Consider the following 17,910-nt stretch of genomic DNA (forward strand, 5'->3'; position numbering starts at 1 on the left):
GCGGAATCCGCCGGTCAGCGGGCCAGGACGGTGGCCGGCTCGACCGGCTCGCCGACCGGGACGTTGTCGTGGCCGGGGACCGTGGTGCGGTCGGAAGCGGTGGCGCGGTCGGAAGCGGTGGTGCGGTCGGACGCGGTGGTGTGGTCGGCCGCGTTCAGGGTCGCCACCAGGCGCTGGATCTCGGCCCGCTGGCTGGCCCGCTCCCGGTCGGCGCAGATGGCGGCCCAGGCGTTGCCCCGGGCGGTGCGGATCCGGGCCTCGCCGACGACGGCCCGCTCGACGGTGTCGACCACCCCGGTCGCGATCGACAGCACGGCCCGGGGGATCGAGAGCAGACCGATCGGGGTGCCTCGCTCGGCAGTGTTCATCTTCATCTCCGCAGTGGGACGTCTTCGCCGGGAGTGTTTCGGGTCGCCAGTGCGCCAGCCTGCCCGAAACCGATGCTGCCCGGGGCGTGTTTCGCCCGGGTGACCTGCGCGTCAACGGTTCGGGTGACCGGGGCCGGGGCGGGGTCGGTGCCCGGCCGCCTGGTTCGCGTACCGCCGTGCGGCCTTGTCCAGGATCGCCGATTCCGGGCCCGGCCGCCCGTCGTCTTGACCGACGTCACAACGTGGTCCCGGCCACCCCGGCCGGACCGGCATCACGCGGTCCCGGTAGGTGGACTGCGGTCGATTGAAACTTGTGTTCTAATCTTGGGGTGCGTCTCGGTGGGGAGCTGGATACTCAGCGTGATCTTGTCTTCACAGGCCGGGCATTATGCACCAGCCCATCGGGTGAGGCACGCCATACCCCGGACGGTGTTCACGGCGTGGCGCCACCTAGCATCGGCCCATGACACCCGGAGAGGGGAGTCCGTAGGTGAGTGCTGAGCATGCCCACGCGGAAGATGGCGGCGCCGGGCCGGCGGCCTCCAAGAACGTGCTCGACGAAATCCTTGCCGGGGTGCGGGAGGACGTCGAGCGACGCCAGCAACTGCTCCCGCTGGAGCGGGTCCGCGAGCTGGCCGCCGCGGCACCGCCGCCGCGCGATGCGTACGCCGCCCTGCGCCGCCCCGGCGTCGGGGTGATCGCCGAGGTCAAGCGCGCGTCGCCGTCCAAGGGACCGCTGGCCGACATTCCCGACCCGGCGGACCTCGCCGGTGACTACGCGGCCGGCGGCGCCCGCTGCATCAGCGTGCTCACCGAGGGGCGCTGGTTCGGCGGGTCGCTGGAGGACCTGGTCGCCGTACGGGCCGCCGTCGACGTGCCGATCCTGCGCAAGGACTTCATCATCTCCAGCTACCAGGTGCACGAGGCCCGGGCCAACGGCGCCGACCTGGTGCTGCTGATGGTCTCCGCGCTGGAGCAGAACGTGCTGGTCGGGCTGCTGGAGCGGATCGAGTCGCTGGGCATGACCGCCCTGGTCGAGGTGCACACCGAGGAAGAGGCCGACCGGGCCCTGGAGGCCGGCGCCCAGGTGATCGGCGTCAACGCCCGCGACCTGCGCACCCTGGAGGTCGACCGGTCGGTCTTCGAGCGGATCGCCCCCGGCCTGCCGAGCAACGTCGTCAAGATCGCCGAGTCCGGCGTACGTGGCCCGCACGACCTGATCCGCTACGCGTCGGCCGGCGCCGACGCCGTACTGGTCGGGGAGGGGCTGGTCACCAAGAAGAGCCCGCGGGACGCGGTCGCCGAACTGGTCAACGCCGGCAACCACCCGGCGACCCCGAGGCCGGTCCGGTGACCGCCGCCGACACCGCGGCGCTGCCCGACCCGCGTGGCCACTTCGGGCGCTATGGCGGCCGGTTCGTCCCGGAGGCGCTCGTCGCCGCGCTCGACGAGCTGGAGGCGGCCTACCGCAAGGCGCAGGGCGACGAAGCCTTCCAGGCGGAGCTGGCCGCGTTGATGCGGGACTACGCCAACACGCCGTCGCCCCTCTACCTGGCCCGGCGGCTGTCCGAGCGGGCCGGGGCGCAGATCCTGCTCAAGCGGGAAGACCTCAACCACACCGGCGCCCACAAGGTCCGCAACGTGCTCGGCCAGGCGCTGCTGACCCGGCGGATGGGCAAGCGCCGGGTGATCGCCGAGACCGGCGCCGGGCAGCACGGCGTGGCCAGCGCGACCGCGGCCGCCCTGCTCGACCTGGAGTGCGTCGTCTACATGGGCGAGGTCGACACCGAGCGGCAGGCGCTCAACGTGGCCCGGATGCGGATGCTCGGCGCCACCGTGGTGCCGGTGACCAACGGGTCGCGCACGCTCAAGGACGCCCTCAACGAGGCGCTGCGCGACTGGGTGTCCAGCGTGGACAGCACGCACTACCTGCTCGGCACCGCCGCCGGCCCGCACCCGTTCCCCGAGATCGTCCGCGACTTCGTCGGCGGGATCGGCACCGAGGCCCGCGAGCAGTGCCTGGCGCTGACCGGCGCGCTGCCCGACGCCGTGGCCGCCTGCGTCGGTGGCGGCTCCAACGCCATCGGCATCTTCCACGCCTTCGTCCCCGACACCGACGTGCGCCTCTACGGCTTCGAGGCCGGCGGCGACGGCGTCGCCACCGGCCGGCACGCCGCCTCGATCACCGGCGGCTCGTCGGGGGTGCTGCACGGCGCCCGCACCTACGTGCTGCAGGACGAGGACGGGCAGACCGTCGAGTCGCACTCGATCTCGGCCGGGCTCGACTACCCCGGCGTCGGCCCCGAGCACGCCTGGCTGCACGACGCCGGGCGGGCCAGTTACCTGCCGGTGACCGACGCCGACGCGATGGCGGCGTTCCAGCTGCTGTGCCGCACCGAGGGGATCATCCCCGCGATCGAGAGCGCCCACGCACTGGCCGGCGCCCTGCAGATCGCCCCCCGGCTCGCCGCCGAACTCGGCCGGGAGCCGACCATTGTGGTCAACCTGTCCGGCCGCGGCGACAAGGACGTCCACACCGCCGGCGCCTACTTCGGCATCCTCGACGGGGAGCAGGCATGAGCGGGCAGAGCATCTCGGTGGCGTTCGAGAAGGCCCGCGCCGAGGGCCGGGCGCTGCTGATCGGCTGCATGCCGGCCGGCTTCCCGACCGTCGACGGCAGCATCGCGGCGATGACCGCGATGGTCGAGGCCGGCGTCGACGTGATCGAGGTCGAGATCCCTTACTCCGACCCGGTCATGGACGGGCCGGTCATCCAGCGGGCCAGCGACATCGCCCTGGCCGGCGGCGTACGCACCAGGGACGCCCTGCGGATCATCGAGGCGGTCGCCGCGACCGGCGCCCCGGTCGTGACGATGACCTACTGGAACCCGATCGAGAAATACGGCGTCGACGCGTTCGCCCGCGACCTGGCCGCCGCCGGCGGCACCGGCCTGATCACCCCGGACCTGATCCCCGACGAGGCCGACGAGTGGCTGGCGGCCTCCGACACCCACCAGATCGACCGCACCTTCCTGGTGTCGCCGTCGTCGACCGACGCGCGGATCGCGATGACGGTCGGACACTGCCGGGGGTTCGTCTACGCGACCGCGGTCATGGGTGTCACCGGGGCCCGGGAACAGACCTCGTCGGCGGCGCCGACCCTGGTCGGCCGGGTCCGCGCGGTCACCGACCTGGCCGTCGGTGTCGGGCTCGGCGTCGGCACCGGCGCGCAGGCCGCCCAGGTGGGCTCCTACGCCGACGGCGTCATCGTCGGCAGCGCCCTGGTCCGCTGCCTGCTCGACACCCCCGACGAGGCCACCGGACTGGCCGCGCTGCGGACCCTGAGCGCCGAACTCGCCGAAGGCGTCCGCCGCCGCTAGCGGCTCCGCCGCCGGTCGTCGGCCGGCGGCGGCAAACCCGCAGCCGGACCGGGGTGCCGTCCGCCGGCGTACGACGGTAGCCTGTGCACCCGTGACCCTCGCTTCGCTCCCGGTCCAGGCGACTTCATGGTCCGGCCAGGACTACCTCGCGGCCCTGCCCAGCCCCTCCACGGCGGTCTGGCAGATCGGACCGCTGCCGATCCGGGCCTACGCGCTGTGCATCGTGCTCGGCATCGTCGTCGCCTGCGTCGTGACCGAATACCGGCTGCGTAGCCGGGGCGCCCCGCCGTGGGCGGTGCTCGACATCGCCGTCTGGGCGGTGCCGTTCGGCATCGTCGGCGCCCGGATCTACCACGTGATCACCTCGCCCGAGGCATACTTCGGCGAGGGCGGCGACCCGCTCTCGGCCCTCTACATCTGGCAGGGCGGCCTCGGCATCTGGGGCGCGGTCGCCGGTGGCGCGGTCGGCGCCTGGCTCGGCGGCCGCCAGATCGGCATCCCGCTGACCGTGATCGCCGACGCGCTCGCCCCCGGGCTGCCGCTGGCGCAGGCCGTCGGCCGGTTCGGCAACTGGTTCAACAACGAACTCTACGGCGGGCCGACGACGCTGCCGTGGGGCCTGCAGGTGCACCGGATGGACCCGGAACGCCCCGGCCACGCGCTGCTCGACCCCGAGGGCAACCCGGTGCTCGAACCCGGGCTCTACCACCCGACGTTCGCGTACGAGGCGCTGTGGAACGTCGCCGTCGCCGGCCTGGTGCTGCTCGCCGACCGGCGCTGGAAGCTCGGCCGCGGCCGGGCCTTCGCGCTGTACGTGATGGGCTACACCGCCGGCCGGTTCTGGATCGAGATGATGCGGACCGACGAGGCCAACGAGATCCTCGGCGTCCGGCTCAACGTCTGGACCGCCGCCCTCGTCTTCGCCGCCGCGCTGGTCTACTTCCTGCGCGTACGCGGCCCCCAGGAGTTCCTGGTGCCGATCGGTGGCCGGTGGGAGCCGCCGGCCGGAGCCGACGGGCCGCGCGGCGACGTCTCCCAGGTCGACGTCTCCGGCACCAACCGTCCCGACAACCCGGCGCCGGACGGCTACCGGGTGGTGACCGAGCAGCAGTACGCCACCTACCTGGAAACCGGTCAGGTCCCCGACGACGACCCGCCCGCCGGGGCCGACGAGCGCCCCGCCGGACCGGACGGCCGGCACGACGACCTCGACGGCGACACCGCGACCGCGACCGCGGACGACGAGCCGACGCGCGACGAACCGGCGCGCGACGAGCCCGCCGGAGTCGACGTCGGAAAGCCGGCGACCGGCGGCACAGGCACCACCGGCGAGGCCACCGCCCGCGGCGACGACCGCTGACCCGGCGCGGGGAGGCACGGCGACCATGCGTACGGCTGTCGTCGTCGGCGCGGGCATCGGCGGGCTCGCCACGGCGGGCGCGCTGGCCCGCTCCGGCTGGCAGGTGACCCTGCTCGAACGCGCCGACCGCCTGCGGGCCGACCACACCGCGATGGTGCTGTGGCCGAACGGGATCCGGGCGCTGCACGCGCTCGGGCTCGGCGCGGGCCTCGACGCCATCGCCACACCCCTGCCCGACCTGGGCGTACGCCGCCCCGACGGGCAGTGGCTGGTGCAGCCACGCAAGCCCGCCCCGCCGCCCGGCGCCGGGCGGGCCGTCGTCGTGCACCGGGAGGACCTGCACGACGCCCTCGTCGCCGGGCTCGGCGACCGGGTCGACATCCGCACCGGAGTCGCCGTACGGGCGCTGCGCTCCGCCGCCGGCGAGCGGCCGGCGGTCGACGACGGCCGGCAGACGTTCGAGGCCGACCTGGTCGTCGCCGCGGACGGGATCGACAGCACGCTACGCCGCCGGCTGGCTCCGGAAGCGGCCGTCGTCAGCTCCGGCTGCGCCGCCTGGCGGGCCGTCATCCCCTGGTACCGGGCACCGCGGCTCCCCGCCGACGGGCCGGTCGGCGGCGAGTTCCTCGGCGCCGGCTACCGGTTCGTGGCCGCCTCGCTCGGCGAGCGCGGCTCGTCCGGCGGCTCGACCCGCGGCGGCATCTACTGGATCGCCACCGCGGCCGGCGCTCCCCGGCCGGAGTCCCCGGCCACCCAGCTCACCCTGCTGCGCCGCTGGCTCGCCGGCTGGCCCGCACCGGTCGGCGAACTGCTCGCCGCGACCGAACCCGACGACCTGGTGCAGCAGGAGGTACGCGAACTGCGGCCGCTGCCGAAGACGTACGCGTTCCCGGTCGGCACCGGCGGCTTCGCGCTGCTCGGCGACGCCGCGCACGGCATGCCGCACCACCTCGGCCAGGGCGCCTGCCTGGCGTTCGAGGACGCCGCCACCCTCGCCGCGGTGCTGCGTTCGGCGCTGCCCGGTCCCGGCGCCCGGGCCGCCCTGTCGACCTACCAGCGGCTGCGCCACACCCGCACGGTCACCGTCGTACGGCAGACCCGGCGGATGTCGGCGGTGCTGCGTACCCGGGGCCGGCTGGCCCTGCGCGCCCGGGACGCCGCCCTCGGCACCATCAGCCCCCGCCTGATGGGACGGGCGGCGGCCGCCGCGACGGGCTGGCAGCCACCGGACTGAGGCCGGTCAGCGCGGGGCGCCGGCGAGGGCGGCGAGCCGTTCGGTCGACAGGCAGGAGACCAGGCAGCGTTCCTTGGCGTCACCGGTGAGCAGCGCCGTCCACCCGGTGAAGCCGCCGTCGCCCAACTCGACGGCTTCCGACCCGTCGCCGGCGGTCAGCCGCAGCGCGGCGGCCACGTAGTAGCCGCGGCCGCGCTCCCGCCCGGGCTCCTCGACGAGGGCGACGCCGCCGGCCGTGGCCAGGGCGGGCCCCACCGTGTCGGCGACCCGTTCGGCCACGACGGGGTCGTCCAGCACCGTGTACCGCAGTCGCGGGGTGGCGGGCAGCGCGTCGAGCACCCGCTGCCAGTACGAGAGGTGGCGGACGAGCAGCCGGGCCTCGGTCCTGCCGGAGCCGGTGTCGCGGGCGCTGGACACCAGCGCGAAGAGCCGGAAGTGCGCCGACATCCCCGGCCCGAAGGGCTGGGCCCGCAGGTGGCGGTGGCTGGCCGCCAGGTGCGCCTCGCCGGCCGCCGGCTGCCGGCGGCGCCGGACGGCGGCCTCGACGGCCAGCGCGTTCGTCGCGTCGCTGACCACCTCGGTCGCCCGCATCGTGGAGACGATCCGGTCCTGGCTCACCGGGGCGACCGCCGAACAGGTGCCCAACGGTACGACCGGCGACAGCTCCACCCCGGCGAACTCGGCGGGCAGCAGCCGCCACAGCCGGGCCTCGACCTCGGCCAGCACCCTCGGGTCGCTGTCGGCGGGGCGTACGAAGCGGTCGTCGCGCCACCGCCGCAGCAGGTCCGCCGGCCGGACGGCCGCCGCCCGGGTACGGGCCACGTCGAGCAGCGCCGTCCGCAGGTCCGCCGGCGCGAGCCGGGCCGTCAGGGCGTCGCGGGCGCCGTCCGGCAGCCGCCCCCAGACCCGTCGCTCCGCATCGGTCATGTGCCGGCCCTCGCTCCGCTCGGTCATGTGCCAGCCCCGCTTCGCTCAGCCGGCACATGACTACTCCTGAGCCAGTCGATGCCCTCGCTGCGCTCGGTCATGTGCCAGCCCCGCTTCGCTCAGCCGGCACATGACTACTCCTGAGCCAGTCGATGCCCTCGCTCCGCTCGGTCATGGCGGTCACCGTGGCAGCCGGCCGGCATCCTGTCCACGGATATCGACGGCCGCCAGCCGCCGGCGGTCGCCGTCGACCCGGCCAGCGGGGCGACCGCCGAGCGGATCGAGGGATCGCCCGTTCGCCGGTCGCGCGGACCGAACGGAGGCTGACCGGGGTCGCGGTGCCGGCGCAGACTACCCGGAGGCGAGAGAGAGGGCTCCCACGTGCGGCGCGTTGATCCCGATCGGCCCCACGGTGCCGGGAACGCGGCCCCGACCGGCGTAGCTCCTCAGGCCGGACGGGAGACCGCGGACGCCGCCACGGACCTGTTCGACCGGGGCACCGGTGTGGCCGGCGGGTTCGACGTGCTGGCCGCCGGTGGGCGGGCCAGGATGGCCGCCGGCGACCTGTCCGGCGCCGTACCGCTGCTCGCCGCCGCGCTGCGCCGCCGGCCCGCGCCCGCGGCGACCGGCCCGGCCCCGGCCGGAACCGCCGGTGCGCCGGCCCGGCGCCGGCTGGCGGTGTACGAGGACCACGCGGAGTGCGTGCTGCGGCTGGCCGCCGCGGCGATCGCCGCCGCTGGCGGGCCCACCGCCGGTACCGCCGCCGTGGCCGCGGCGGCGGCCGCCGTCCGTACCGCCGCCGGCACCGCCACCGACCTCGACCGTGCGGTTGCCGCGCACCCGCTGCGGCCGCGGCTGTGGGAACTGCTGCTGGTGGCGGCCGCGTTGGCGGACGGGCGCCGGGCGGCGGAGGCGGTGTACGACCGGGCCCGCCGGACCTACCTGGAACATCTCGGGGTGGAGCCGGGCGGGCAGTTGCCGGAGTTGGCCGCGGCGGCCCGGCGCGGTGACCTCGCGCAGCGGTGGGCGACGCCGATCGAGGCCGTCGTAGCCCGGCCGGCCGCCGACCCCGGGCCGCATGCCCGGCCGGGCCGGCTGCCGGTGCCGCTGACCAGCCTGCTCGGCCGCGACGAACTGCTCGGCACGGTCGTCGGCCGGCTCGCCACCCACCGCCTGGTGACGCTCACCGGCCCCGGCGGGGCCGGTAAGACCCGGCTCGCGCTGGCCGCCGCGCAGCGGGTCACCGGCGTACGCCCGTCGGCGTCGGTGCGGTTCGTGGACCTGAGCGCGGTGGAGGCGTCCGCGCTGGTGCCGGCCGCGGTCGCCGCGGCCCTCGGCGTACGCGACGTCGCCGGCAGCGGCGTGCCGGCGACCCTGGCCGACGAGATCGGCGACACCGACGCCCTGATCGTGCTCGACAACTGCGAGCACCTGGTCGCCGGCTGCGCCGAACTGGTCGACCACCTGCTCACCCACTGCGCCCGGCTGCGGGTGCTGGCGACCAGCCGGATCGCGCTCCGGCTGCCGGCCGAGGCCGCCGTGCCGGTGCCGCCGCTGGCCACCCCGGCTGCGGTCGGCGGGCACACCCTGGCCGGCCTGGCGGCGCACCCGGCGACCCGGCTGTTCCTCGACCGGGCCCGGGCCCGCTCCGGCCGCCCGGTTCCGGAGTCGAGCGCCGACGCGGTGGCCCGCCTGTGCGCCGAACTCGACGGGCTGCCGCTGGCGATCGAGCTGGCGGCGGCGCGTACGACGGTGCTCGGCGTCCCGCAGATCGTCGAGCGGCTGCGGGCCGACCCCCGGCTGCTGCGCAGCACCGACCCGACCGCGCCGGCCCGGCACCGCACCGTGGCGGCGGCCATCGGGTCCAGTGTGGATCAACTCGACGCGGCGGCGCGTACCCTGTTCGACCGGCTGGCGGTCTTCGCCGGCGGCTTCGCTGCGGACGCCGTCGCGGCGGTCGCCGGCCCGGGCGGGGCCGCCGCGCTGCCGGCCCTGGTCGAGGCGTCGCTGGTCGAGGCCGTACCCACGGACGGCCCGGACCGGCCGGCACCGGGTGCGCTGGCCGGTCCCGACCTGGCCCGGCTCGCCGCCGGCCAGGCCACGGCCGGGCCGGCGCCGGCCGGTTCCGCACCGGCCGGACCGGGTACGGCCCCGGCCCCCGTCCGGTACCGGATGCTGGTGCCGATCCGCCGGCACGCGCAGGACCGGCTCGCGCGCGACGGCGACGAACCGGCGGCCCGGCTGGCGCACGCGCGGCACTTCCTGGCCCTCGCCGAGGCGGCCGACGGGCGGCTGCGCGGGGCGGACCAGCACCGGTGGCTGCACCGGCTGCGCGGCGAGACGGCCAACCTGCGGGCCGCGATGACCTGGCTCGCCGGCCCCGGATCGGACGCCGAACCGTACGGCGACCTGCGGCTGGCCGCCGCCCTGGGGATGTACTGCCGGCTGGAGGGCCACTACCGGGAGGGGCACGCGTGGCTCGCCGCCGGACTCGACCGGCACCCGGACGCGCCGGCCGCGCTGCGGGCCCGGGCCGGCAGCGCCGCGGCGATGTTGGCGATGCTGCTCTGCGACTACCCGGCGGCGGCCGGGCACGCCCGGGCGGCGCTCGCCGCCTGCCAGCGCGCCGGTGACGAGCGGGCCGCCGCCCGGATCGAACTGACGCTCGGGTCGGTGGCCCGGGAACGCGCCCAGTACGCGCTCTCCGCCGCACACCTCGCCGCCGCCTCCGCCCGGTACGCCGCCTGCGGCGACGAGTGGGGCGAGGCGCAGGCCACCCAGTTGCGGGGCTTCACCGCCTGGCTCTCCGGCGACCTGGACCGGGCCGACTCCCGGCTGTGGGCCAGCCTGCGCTGGTACGGCCGGCTCGGCGACCCGGAGGCGGTGGCGACCGCGCTGATGAACCTCGGCGCGGTCGCGTACTACCGCGACGACGGCGACCGGGCGGCGGCCCTGCTCGACGCCGCCCTGGAGCGCTACGCGGCGCTCGGCTTCCCCGAGGGGCTGGGCTGGGCACACAACCTGCGCGGACTGGTGGAGTTGCGGGCCGGCCGCACCGACGTGGCCGCCGCACACCTGACGCTGAGCCTGGCCGCCCACCGGCAGGTCGGCGACCGGTGGCGTACGGCGAGCGTGGTCGAGGCGCTGGCCGAGGTGGCCCGGCTCGGCGGGGTCCCGGTACGCGGCGTCCGGCTGCTCGGGGCGGCGGGCCGGATCCGGGCCGAGATCGGCGCGCCGGTCCCCGCCTGCGAACAGGCCGGGGTGTCGGCGACCGCGCGGGCGCTGCGGGCCACCCTGGGCGCCGACGGATTCCGGACGGCGTACGGGTACGGCGGCTCCGCCGCCCTCGACACCCTCCTGACCGCCCCTTCGCACAGCCCGGCCGCCGTCCCATCGGTGCCTCCGGCCGTCCCGCCGGCGCACCCGGCCGTCCCGTCAATCTAGGGGATGTATCGGGACAAAGTGTGCACGATTCGCGCAACTAGTCCTTGATCGACGCCACGCGCCCGGCGGCGCCCGGCGTAACGTGCCCAGGCGCGCGGGTCAGACCGCCGCGACCGCTGCCGGCTCGGCGATGCAGGCGGTGCCGATCCGGCGGAAGCCGGCCCGGAGGTAGACCCGGGCCACGTCCTCGCTGCCCGCCGAGAGGAACACCAGGCCGGCGCCGCTGCCCAGGGCCTGCCGGGCGAGCGTCGCGGTGACCGCGGCGGCCAGCCCACGGCGCCTCGCGGCCGGCAGCGTCGCCACCCCGGCGATCTCGGCGACGTCGCCGACCCGCTGGTACATGCCGGTGGCGAGCGGGCCGGTCGACGGCGTACCTGCGACGGCGTACGCGCGCCGTCCGGCGATGATCCGGGTTCGGGCCTCGGCGACCGCCTCGTCCGTCGGCCGCTGCCGGGCGGCGTCCCGTTCGGCGGCACCGGCCGGGCCGGCCGCCACGCCGGGCGTACCGAATCCGACCGCGGCGACCGCCGCCGACGACGCGAGGTCGTCGGCGAAGCCGGCCGCCTCGACGTCCAGCAGCCGTACGGGTACGTCCGACAGCGTGGCCGGGTCCGGCAGCGCCGCCGGGTCGAGCACCATCAGCGGCGCCTCCAGCACCGACAGCCCCGCCGAGCGGGCCACCGCCAGCAGGTCGGGATCGTGATCGTGCACCCATTCGAACGCCTCGGGCAGGCCGAGGTCGCGCTGCCGTGCCCGGGCGGAGGTAATGTCGGCGGCGGACGGCGGGTCGGAGGCGCCGGGCCGCGGCCGGGCGTAGAACGGCCATCCCGCACCGTCGCGGACGAACAGCACCAGACCCCCGAAATCCTCGGTACGGGCCACGTCCCGGGGTACGGCGTCGTAGAAGCGTTCCAACCGGTCGAAAAGTTCGGCTTCCAGGTGGGTCACCGCGCGAGACTACCTGTCCCAGATCCTGGAAGTGTGATCAATCCGGCCCTGGTGGAGTCCGGTGCCCCCTAACGTAGACTCAAATATCCGCCCAGGGCCGACGTCGTCCCGACCGTGAACCAACGTGACTGACGACAGGAGGCCCGGTGGCTTCTTCGCACCCTCAGAGCCGGCCGATCCGCCCCGGTGGACCCGCCCAGGGGCTGTACGACCCGACGTTCGAACACGACGCCTGCGGGGTCGCGTTCGTCGCCGACCTGAACGGCCGCCGGTCGCACGCCGTGGTCGCCAAGGGCCTCTCCGCGCTCTGTCGGCTCGACCACCGGGGCGCCCGTGGCGCGGAGCACAACACGGGCGACGGTGCCGGCATCATGCTCCAGGTTCCCGACGAGTTCCTGCGGGACGTCGTCGACTTCCCGCTGCCGCCGGCCGGGCAGTACGCGACCGGCCTGGCCTTCCTGCCCGACGACGACGAGGCCGCGGCCCGGGCCGCCACGATCCTCAACAAGTACGCCCTGGTCGAGGGCGCGGAGATCCTCGGCTGGCGGGACGTACCGGTCAACCCGGACGACCTGGGTGAGACCGCCCTCGCGGCCCGGCCCCGGATCCGGCAGGTGTTCCTGGCCGCCGAACGGCTCACCGACTCGCCCGCCGGCCCGGCCGGCTCGGCACTGACCGGCATCGACCTGGACCGGGTCGCGTTCTGCGTACGCAAGCGGGCCGAGCGGGAGACCGCCGAGCGGGGCATCCCGGTCTACTTCCCGTCGCTGTCCGCGCGCACCATGGTCTACAAGGGCATGCTCACCCCGGACCAGCTGCCGGCGTTCTTCCCCGACCTGACCGACGGGCGGGTCGCCAGCGCGATCGCCCTGGTGCACTCCCGGTTCTCCACGAACACGTTCCCGTCCTGGCCGCTGGCGCACCCCTACCGGTTCATCGCCCACAACGGCGAGATCAACACGATCCGTGGCAACAAGAACTGGATGAACGCCCGCGAGGCGCTGCTGGCCAGCCCGAACATCCCCGGCAACATCCGGCGGCTGTTCCCGGTCTGCACCCCGGACGCCTCCGACTCGGCCAACTTCGACGAGGTCCTCGAACTGCTGCACCTGGCCGGCCGCAGCCTGCCGCACGCGGTGCTGATGATGATCCCGGAGGCGTGGGAGAACGACCCGGACCTGGATCCGGCCCGGCGCGCCTTCTACCGCTTCCACGCCAGCCTCATGGAGCCGTGGGACGGCCCGGCCTCGGTCGCGTTCACCGACGGGTCGCTCGTCGGCGCCGTGCTCGACCGCAACGGGCTGCGTCCGGGGCGCTGGTGGCGGACCAGTGACGGGCTCGTCGTGCTCGGCAGCGAGGCCGGCGTGCTCGACCTCGACCCGACGACCGTGGTCGCCAAGGGCCGGCTGCAGCCCGGCCGGATGTTCCTGGTCGACACCGTCGCCGGCCGGATCGTGCAGGACGACGAGATCAAGGCCGAGTTGGCCGCCGCGCAGCCGTACGACCAGTGGCTGCACGCCGGCCTGATCGACCTCGCCGACCTGCCCGAGCGCGAGCACACCGTCTACACCCACGACTCGGTACGGCGCCGCCAGCAGATCTTCGGCTACACCGAGGAGGAGCTGAAGATCCTGCTCGCCCCGATGGCCCGCAGCGGCGCCGAACCGCTGGGCTCGATGGGCACCGACACCCCGATCGCGCCGCTGTCCACCCGGCCGCGGCTGCTCTACGACTACTTCCACCAGCTTTTCGCCCAGGTCACCAACCCGCCGCTGGACGCCATCCGCGAGGAGCTGGTCACCAGCCTGCAGGCGACCATCGGCCCGGAGGCCAACCTGCTCGCCCCCGGCCCGGCGAGCTGCCGGCAGATCGTGCTGCCGTACCCGGTCATCGACAACGACGAGCTGGCCAAGCTGCTGTCCATCGACGACGACGGCGACCTGCCGGGCTTCAAGGCGGTCCGGGTCTCCGGGCTCTACCGGCTGCGTGACGGCGCCGCCGGCATCAAGGCCCGGCTGACCGAGATCTGCCGGCACGTCTCCGAGGCGATCGAGGACGGCGTACGCATCCTCGTGCTCTCCGACCGCGACTCCACCGCCGAGCTGGCCCCGATCCCGTCGCTGCTGCTCACCGCGGCCGTGCACCAGCACCTCGTACGCGAGCAGACCCGCACCCAGGTGGCGCTGATCGTCGAGACCGGCGACTGCCGCGAGGTGCACCACGCGGCCGTCCTCATCGGCTACGGCGCCGCCGCGGTCAACCCCTACCTGGCGTTCGAGTCGGTCGAGGACCTGATCGCCACCGGCGCGCTGCCCGGCGTCGCCCCGACCAAGGCGGTCCGCAACTACGTCAAGGCGCTCGGCAAGGGCGTCCTGAAGATCATGTCCAAGATGGGCATCTCCACGGTGTCGTCGTACTGCGGCGCCCAGGTCTTCGAGGCCGTCGGCCTGGAGAACACCCTGGTCCGGCGCTACTTCGCCGGCACACCGAGCCGGATCGGCGGCGTCGACCTCGACGGCATCCACGCCGAGATCGCCGCCCGGCACGCGACCGCCTACCCGGCCGGCGGTGCCGCCGGGGCCGACGACACGCACCGCCGCCTCGACGTCGGCGGCGAATACCAGTGGCGCCGCGAGGGCGAACTGCACCTGTTCAACCCCGAGACGGTGTTCCTGCTCCAGCACGCCACCCGCAGCCGCCAGTACGAGGTCTTCAAGACCTACACCGCCAAGGTCGACGAACTGGCCGGCCGGGCCGGCTCACTGCGCGGCCTGTTCACCTTCCGCGACGGGCTGCGCCCGCCGGTGCCGCTCGACGAGGTCGAGCCGGCCAGCGAGATCGTCAAGCGGTTCGCCACCGGCGCGATGTCGTACGGCTCGATCTCGGCCGAGGCGCACGAGACCCTGGCCGTGGCGATGAACCGGCTGGGCGGCAAGTCCAACACCGGCGAGGGCGGCGAGGACGTCGAGCGGCTGCATGACCCGGAGCGCCGCTCCGCGGTCAAGCAGATCGCCAGCGGCCGCTTCGGCGTCACCAGCGAATACCTGGTCAACGCAGACGACCTGCAGATCAAGATGGCGCAGGGGGCCAAGCCCGGCGAGGGCGGCCAGCTTCCGGGCAACAAGGTGTGGCCGTGGATCGCCAAGACCCGGCACGCCACCCCGGGCGTCGGCCTGATCTCGCCGCCGCCGCACCACGACATCTACTCGATCGAGGACCTGGCGCAGCTCGTCCACGACCTCAAGTGCGTCAACCCGGCCGCCCGGGTGCACGTCAAGCTGGTCTCCGAGGTCGGCGTCGGCACCATCGCCGCCGGCGTCGCCAAGCTCAAGGCCGACGTCATCCTGATCTCCGGCCACGACGGCGGCACCGGCGCGTCACCGCTCAACTCGCTCAAGCACGCCGGCACCCCGTGGGAGCTGGGCCTGGCCGAGACCCAGCAGACGCTGCTGGTCAACAAGCTGCGCGACCGGGTGACGGTGCAGGTCGACGGGCAGCTGAAGACCGGTCGTGACGTCGTCGTCGCCGCCCTGCTCGGCGCCGAGGAGTTCGGCTTCGCCACCGCCCCGCTGATCGTCGCCGGCTGCGTCATGATGCGGGTCTGCCACCTCGACACCTGCCCGGTCGGCATCGCGACCCAGAACCCGGTGCTGCGCGACCGCTTCACCGGCAAGCCCGAGTTCGTGGAGAACTTCTTCCTGTTCCTCGCCGAGGAGGTCCGCACCATCCTCGCCGACCTCGGCTTCCGCTCGGTCGAGGAGGCGATCGGCCGCACCGAGGTCCTCGACGTGCTGCGTGCCGTCGACCACTGGAAGGCGCAGGGCCTGGACCTGTCGCCGGTGCTGCACCTGCCGGACGTCCCGCAGGACGCGGCGCGGCGCGGGGTCCGCGCCCAGGACCACGGCCTGGAGAAGGCGCTCGACAACGAACTGCTCGCCCTGGCCGCCCCGGCCCTGTCCGCCGGCACCCCGGTGCGGGCCACGGTCGCCGTACGCAACGAGCACCGCAGCGTCGGCGCGATGCTCGGCGGCGAGGTCACCCGCCGCTTCGGCGGCGCCGGCCTGCCCGAGGACACCATCGAGTTCACCCTCGACGGCACCGCCGGCCAGTCGTTCGGCGCCTTCCTGCCGCGCGGCGTCACACTGCGGCTGCGCGGCGACGCCAACGACTACGTCGGCAAGGGCCTGTCCGGCGGCCGGATCGTCATCCGCCCCGACGCCGGCGCCCCGTTCGTCGCCGAGGACCAGATCATCGCCGGCAACACCATCCTGTACGGCGCCACCGGCGGCGAGATCTTCCTGCGCGGCCGGGTCGGCGAGCGGTTCGCCGTACGCAACTCCGGCGGCGTCGCGGTCGTCGAGGGGGTCGGCGACCACGGCTGCGAGTACATGACCGGCGGCACCGTCGTGGTGCTCGGCCCGACCGGGCGCAACTTCGCCGCCGGCATGTCCGGCGGGGCCGCGTACGTCTGGCGGCTCGACCCGCGCCGGGTCAACCCGGAACTGGTCGAGCTGACCCCGCTGACCGACGCCGAACAGGTCGTGTTGCGCGAACTCGTCGAACGGCACCGCACCGAGACCGGCTCGGCGGTCGCCGAGGCCCTGCTCAAGCGCTGGACGGAGGCGGTCGAGGAGTTCACCGCCGTCGTACCGCGTGACTACAAGCGTGTGATCGAAGCGATCCGGACCGCCGAAGCCGCCGGCCGTGACGTCGACCAGGCCGTCATGGAGGTGGCCCGTGCCTGACCCGAACGGATTCCTGCGCTACGGCCGGCGGATGCCCGCCCGGCGTCCGGTGCCGGTCCGCATCTCCGACTGGCGGGAGGTCTACCCGTCCGCCTCGGACGAGCTGATCACCGAGCAGGCGACCCGCTGCATGGACTGCGGCATCCCGTTCTGCCACGACGGCTGCCCGCTCGGCAACCGCATCCCGGACTGGAACGACCTGGTCCGTACCGGGAGCTGGGCGAGCGCGATCGAGTCGCTGCACGCCACCAACAACTTCCCGGAGTTCACCGGGCGGCTGTGTCCGGCGCCGTGCGAGGCGGCCTGCGTGCTCGGCATCGCCGGCGGCGAACCGGTCACCATCAAGCAGGTCGAGGTCGAGATCGTCAACCGGGCCTTCGACCTCGACCTGGTCGCCGCGCAGCCGGCCCCGGCGCCCACCGGCCGGTCGGTCGCCGTCGTCGGCTCCGGCCCGGCCGGTCTCGCCGCCGCGCAGCAGCTCGCCCGGTCCGGTCACCGGGTGACCGTGTACGAGCGCGACGACGAGATCGGCGGCCTGCTGCGGTACGGCATCCCCGACTTCAAGCTGGAGAAGGAGCACATCGACCGGCGGCTGGCCCAGCTGGCCGCCGAGGGTGTCGTCTTCCGCACCGGCGTGAACGTCGGCGTCGACGTCACCGCCGACGGGTTGCGTGCCGAACACGACGCGGTGCTGCTCGCCTGCGGCGCCCTCGCCGGCCGGGACACCCCGGAGACGCCGGGGCGGGCGCTGCGCGGCGTACACCAGGCGATGGAGCACCTCGTCGCCGCCAACCGCGTCGTCGCCGGAAAGGAGGCGACCGCGCCGATCGACGCCGCCGGCCGGCACGTCGTGATCATCGGCGGTGGCGACACCGCCGCCGACTGTCTCGGCGTCGCCCACCGGCAGGGCGCGAAGTCCGTCTACCAGCTCGACCAGTACCCGCTGCCGCCGGCGGGCCGCGACGAGGCCCGCGACCCGTGGCCGACCTGGCCGTGGATCCTGCGCGAGTACGCCGCCCACGAGGAGGGCGGCGAGCGGATCTTCGAGGTGGCGGTCCAGGAGTTCGTCGACGACGGCACCGGCGCGGTCCGCGCGGTCCGGATCGCCCAGGTCACCGTCGAGCGGCGGGACGGCCGCCGGGTCGTGACCGCGGTCCCCGGGTCGGAGCGGGAACTCCCCGCCGACCTGGTGCTGCTGGCGATCGGCTTCGAGGGCACCGAGCCGCAGCCGCTGCTTTCGCAGTTCGGTGTGGCGCGCAACGCCCGTGGTGCCGTCGACACCGACGCGACCTGGCAGGCGGCCGACGGGGTCTTCGTCGCCGGTGACATGCACCGCGGCGCCTCCCTGATCGTCTGGGCGATCGCCGAGGGCCGGGCGGCCGCCGCCGCCATCCACGACCACCTGGGCGCCCCCACCCCCCTGCCCGCCCCGGTGACCCCCACCACCAGAGCCCTGACCCCCGGCTAGATCCTCCGACCGTCGCCTCTCCCGCCCGCCCCGCCC

10 protein-coding genes and 1 pseudogene are annotated in these 17,910 nt (G+C 75.0%); 8 read left to right on the forward strand and 3 right to left on the reverse strand.

Annotated features, from left to right (window positions below):
• Positions 1–149 precede the first annotated feature (149 nt).
• Positions 150–368 (reverse strand): annotated as a pseudogene (locus tag AB0I42_RS25415) (hypothetical protein); the annotation flags it as partial.
• 550 nt (positions 369–918) lie between these two features.
• Between AB0I42_RS25415 and trpC the strand changes: the two are divergent.
• From trpC to AB0I42_RS25440, 5 genes are all read left to right on the forward strand, one after another.
• Entirely contained in the window at positions 919–1,722 is an 804-nt protein-coding gene (trpC, locus tag AB0I42_RS25420; RefSeq protein WP_357540881.1) for an indole-3-glycerol phosphate synthase TrpC, read from the forward strand.
• Positions 1,719–2,948, forward strand: coding sequence for a tryptophan synthase subunit beta (gene trpB / locus AB0I42_RS25425; protein ID WP_357540758.1), 1,230 nt, complete (start codon positions 1,719–1,721; stop codon positions 2,946–2,948). Before trpC ends, trpB begins: the two co-directional genes overlap by 4 nt.
• On the forward strand, positions 2,945–3,748 hold the full coding sequence (gene trpA, locus AB0I42_RS25430; protein WP_357540760.1) for a tryptophan synthase subunit alpha: 804 nt from the start codon (positions 2,945–2,947) through the stop codon (positions 3,746–3,748). The genes trpB and trpA overlap by 4 nt, the downstream gene beginning before the upstream one ends.
• A gap of 91 nt (positions 3,749–3,839) precedes the next feature.
• On the forward strand, positions 3,840–5,108 hold the full coding sequence (gene lgt, locus AB0I42_RS25435) for a prolipoprotein diacylglyceryl transferase (RefSeq protein WP_357540762.1): 1,269 nt from the start codon (positions 3,840–3,842) through the stop codon (positions 5,106–5,108).
• Between the two features lie 25 nt (positions 5,109–5,133).
• Positions 5,134–6,342 (forward strand): NAD(P)/FAD-dependent oxidoreductase, encoded by a 1,209-nt coding sequence (locus tag AB0I42_RS25440; RefSeq protein ID WP_357540764.1) that lies wholly within the window; start codon positions 5,134–5,136, stop codon positions 6,340–6,342.
• A gap of 6 nt (positions 6,343–6,348) precedes the next feature.
• Here AB0I42_RS25440 and AB0I42_RS25445 read toward each other — a convergent pair whose 3' ends face one another.
• Positions 6,349–7,296, reverse strand: a complete 948-nt coding sequence (locus tag AB0I42_RS25445; protein ID WP_357540766.1) for a hypothetical protein — start codon at positions 7,294–7,296, stop codon at positions 6,349–6,351.
• 354 nt (positions 7,297–7,650) lie between these two features.
• Here AB0I42_RS25445 and AB0I42_RS25450 point away from each other — a divergent pair, with 354 nt between their 5' ends.
• Positions 7,651–10,713: a BTAD domain-containing putative transcriptional regulator gene (locus tag AB0I42_RS25450; protein WP_357540768.1), complete on the forward strand. Its 3,063-nt coding sequence runs from the start codon at positions 7,651–7,653 to the stop codon at positions 10,711–10,713.
• A 99-nt stretch (positions 10,714–10,812) separates the two neighbouring features.
• Here AB0I42_RS25450 and AB0I42_RS25455 read toward each other — a convergent pair whose 3' ends face one another.
• Positions 10,813–11,661, reverse strand: coding sequence for a GNAT family N-acetyltransferase (locus AB0I42_RS25455; RefSeq protein WP_357540770.1), 849 nt, complete (start codon positions 11,659–11,661; stop codon positions 10,813–10,815).
• Between the two features lie 146 nt (positions 11,662–11,807).
• Between AB0I42_RS25455 and gltB the strand changes: the two genes are divergently transcribed.
• A complete protein-coding gene (gene gltB, locus AB0I42_RS25460) occupies positions 11,808–16,406 on the forward strand; it encodes a glutamate synthase large subunit (protein WP_357540772.1) in 4,599 nt (1,532 codons plus the stop codon).
• On the forward strand, positions 16,399–17,874 hold the full coding sequence (locus AB0I42_RS25465; protein ID WP_357540774.1) for a glutamate synthase subunit beta: 1,476 nt from the start codon (positions 16,399–16,401) through the stop codon (positions 17,872–17,874). The genes gltB and AB0I42_RS25465 overlap by 8 nt, the downstream gene beginning before the upstream one ends.
• The last annotated feature ends 36 nt before the right edge of the window (positions 17,875–17,910 follow it).

It is taken from the genome of Polymorphospora sp. NPDC050346, from assembly GCF_040655695.1.
Classification (GTDB): Bacteria; Actinomycetota; Actinomycetes; order Mycobacteriales; family Micromonosporaceae; genus Polymorphospora; species Polymorphospora lycopeni.

Excerpts from the sequence above, each read along its gene's own strand:
- AB0I42_RS25440 (WP_357540764.1), top strand. The coding sequence starts at position 5,134 with ATGCGTACGGCTGTCGTCGTCGGCGCGGGCATCGGCGGGCTCGCCACG.
- AB0I42_RS25445 (WP_357540766.1), bottom strand. The coding sequence starts at position 7,296 with ATGACCGAGCGGAGCGAGGGCCGGCACATGACCGATGCGGAGCGACGG.
- trpA (WP_357540760.1), top strand. The coding sequence starts at position 2,945 with ATGAGCGGGCAGAGCATCTCGGTGGCGTTCGAGAAGGCCCGCGCCGAG.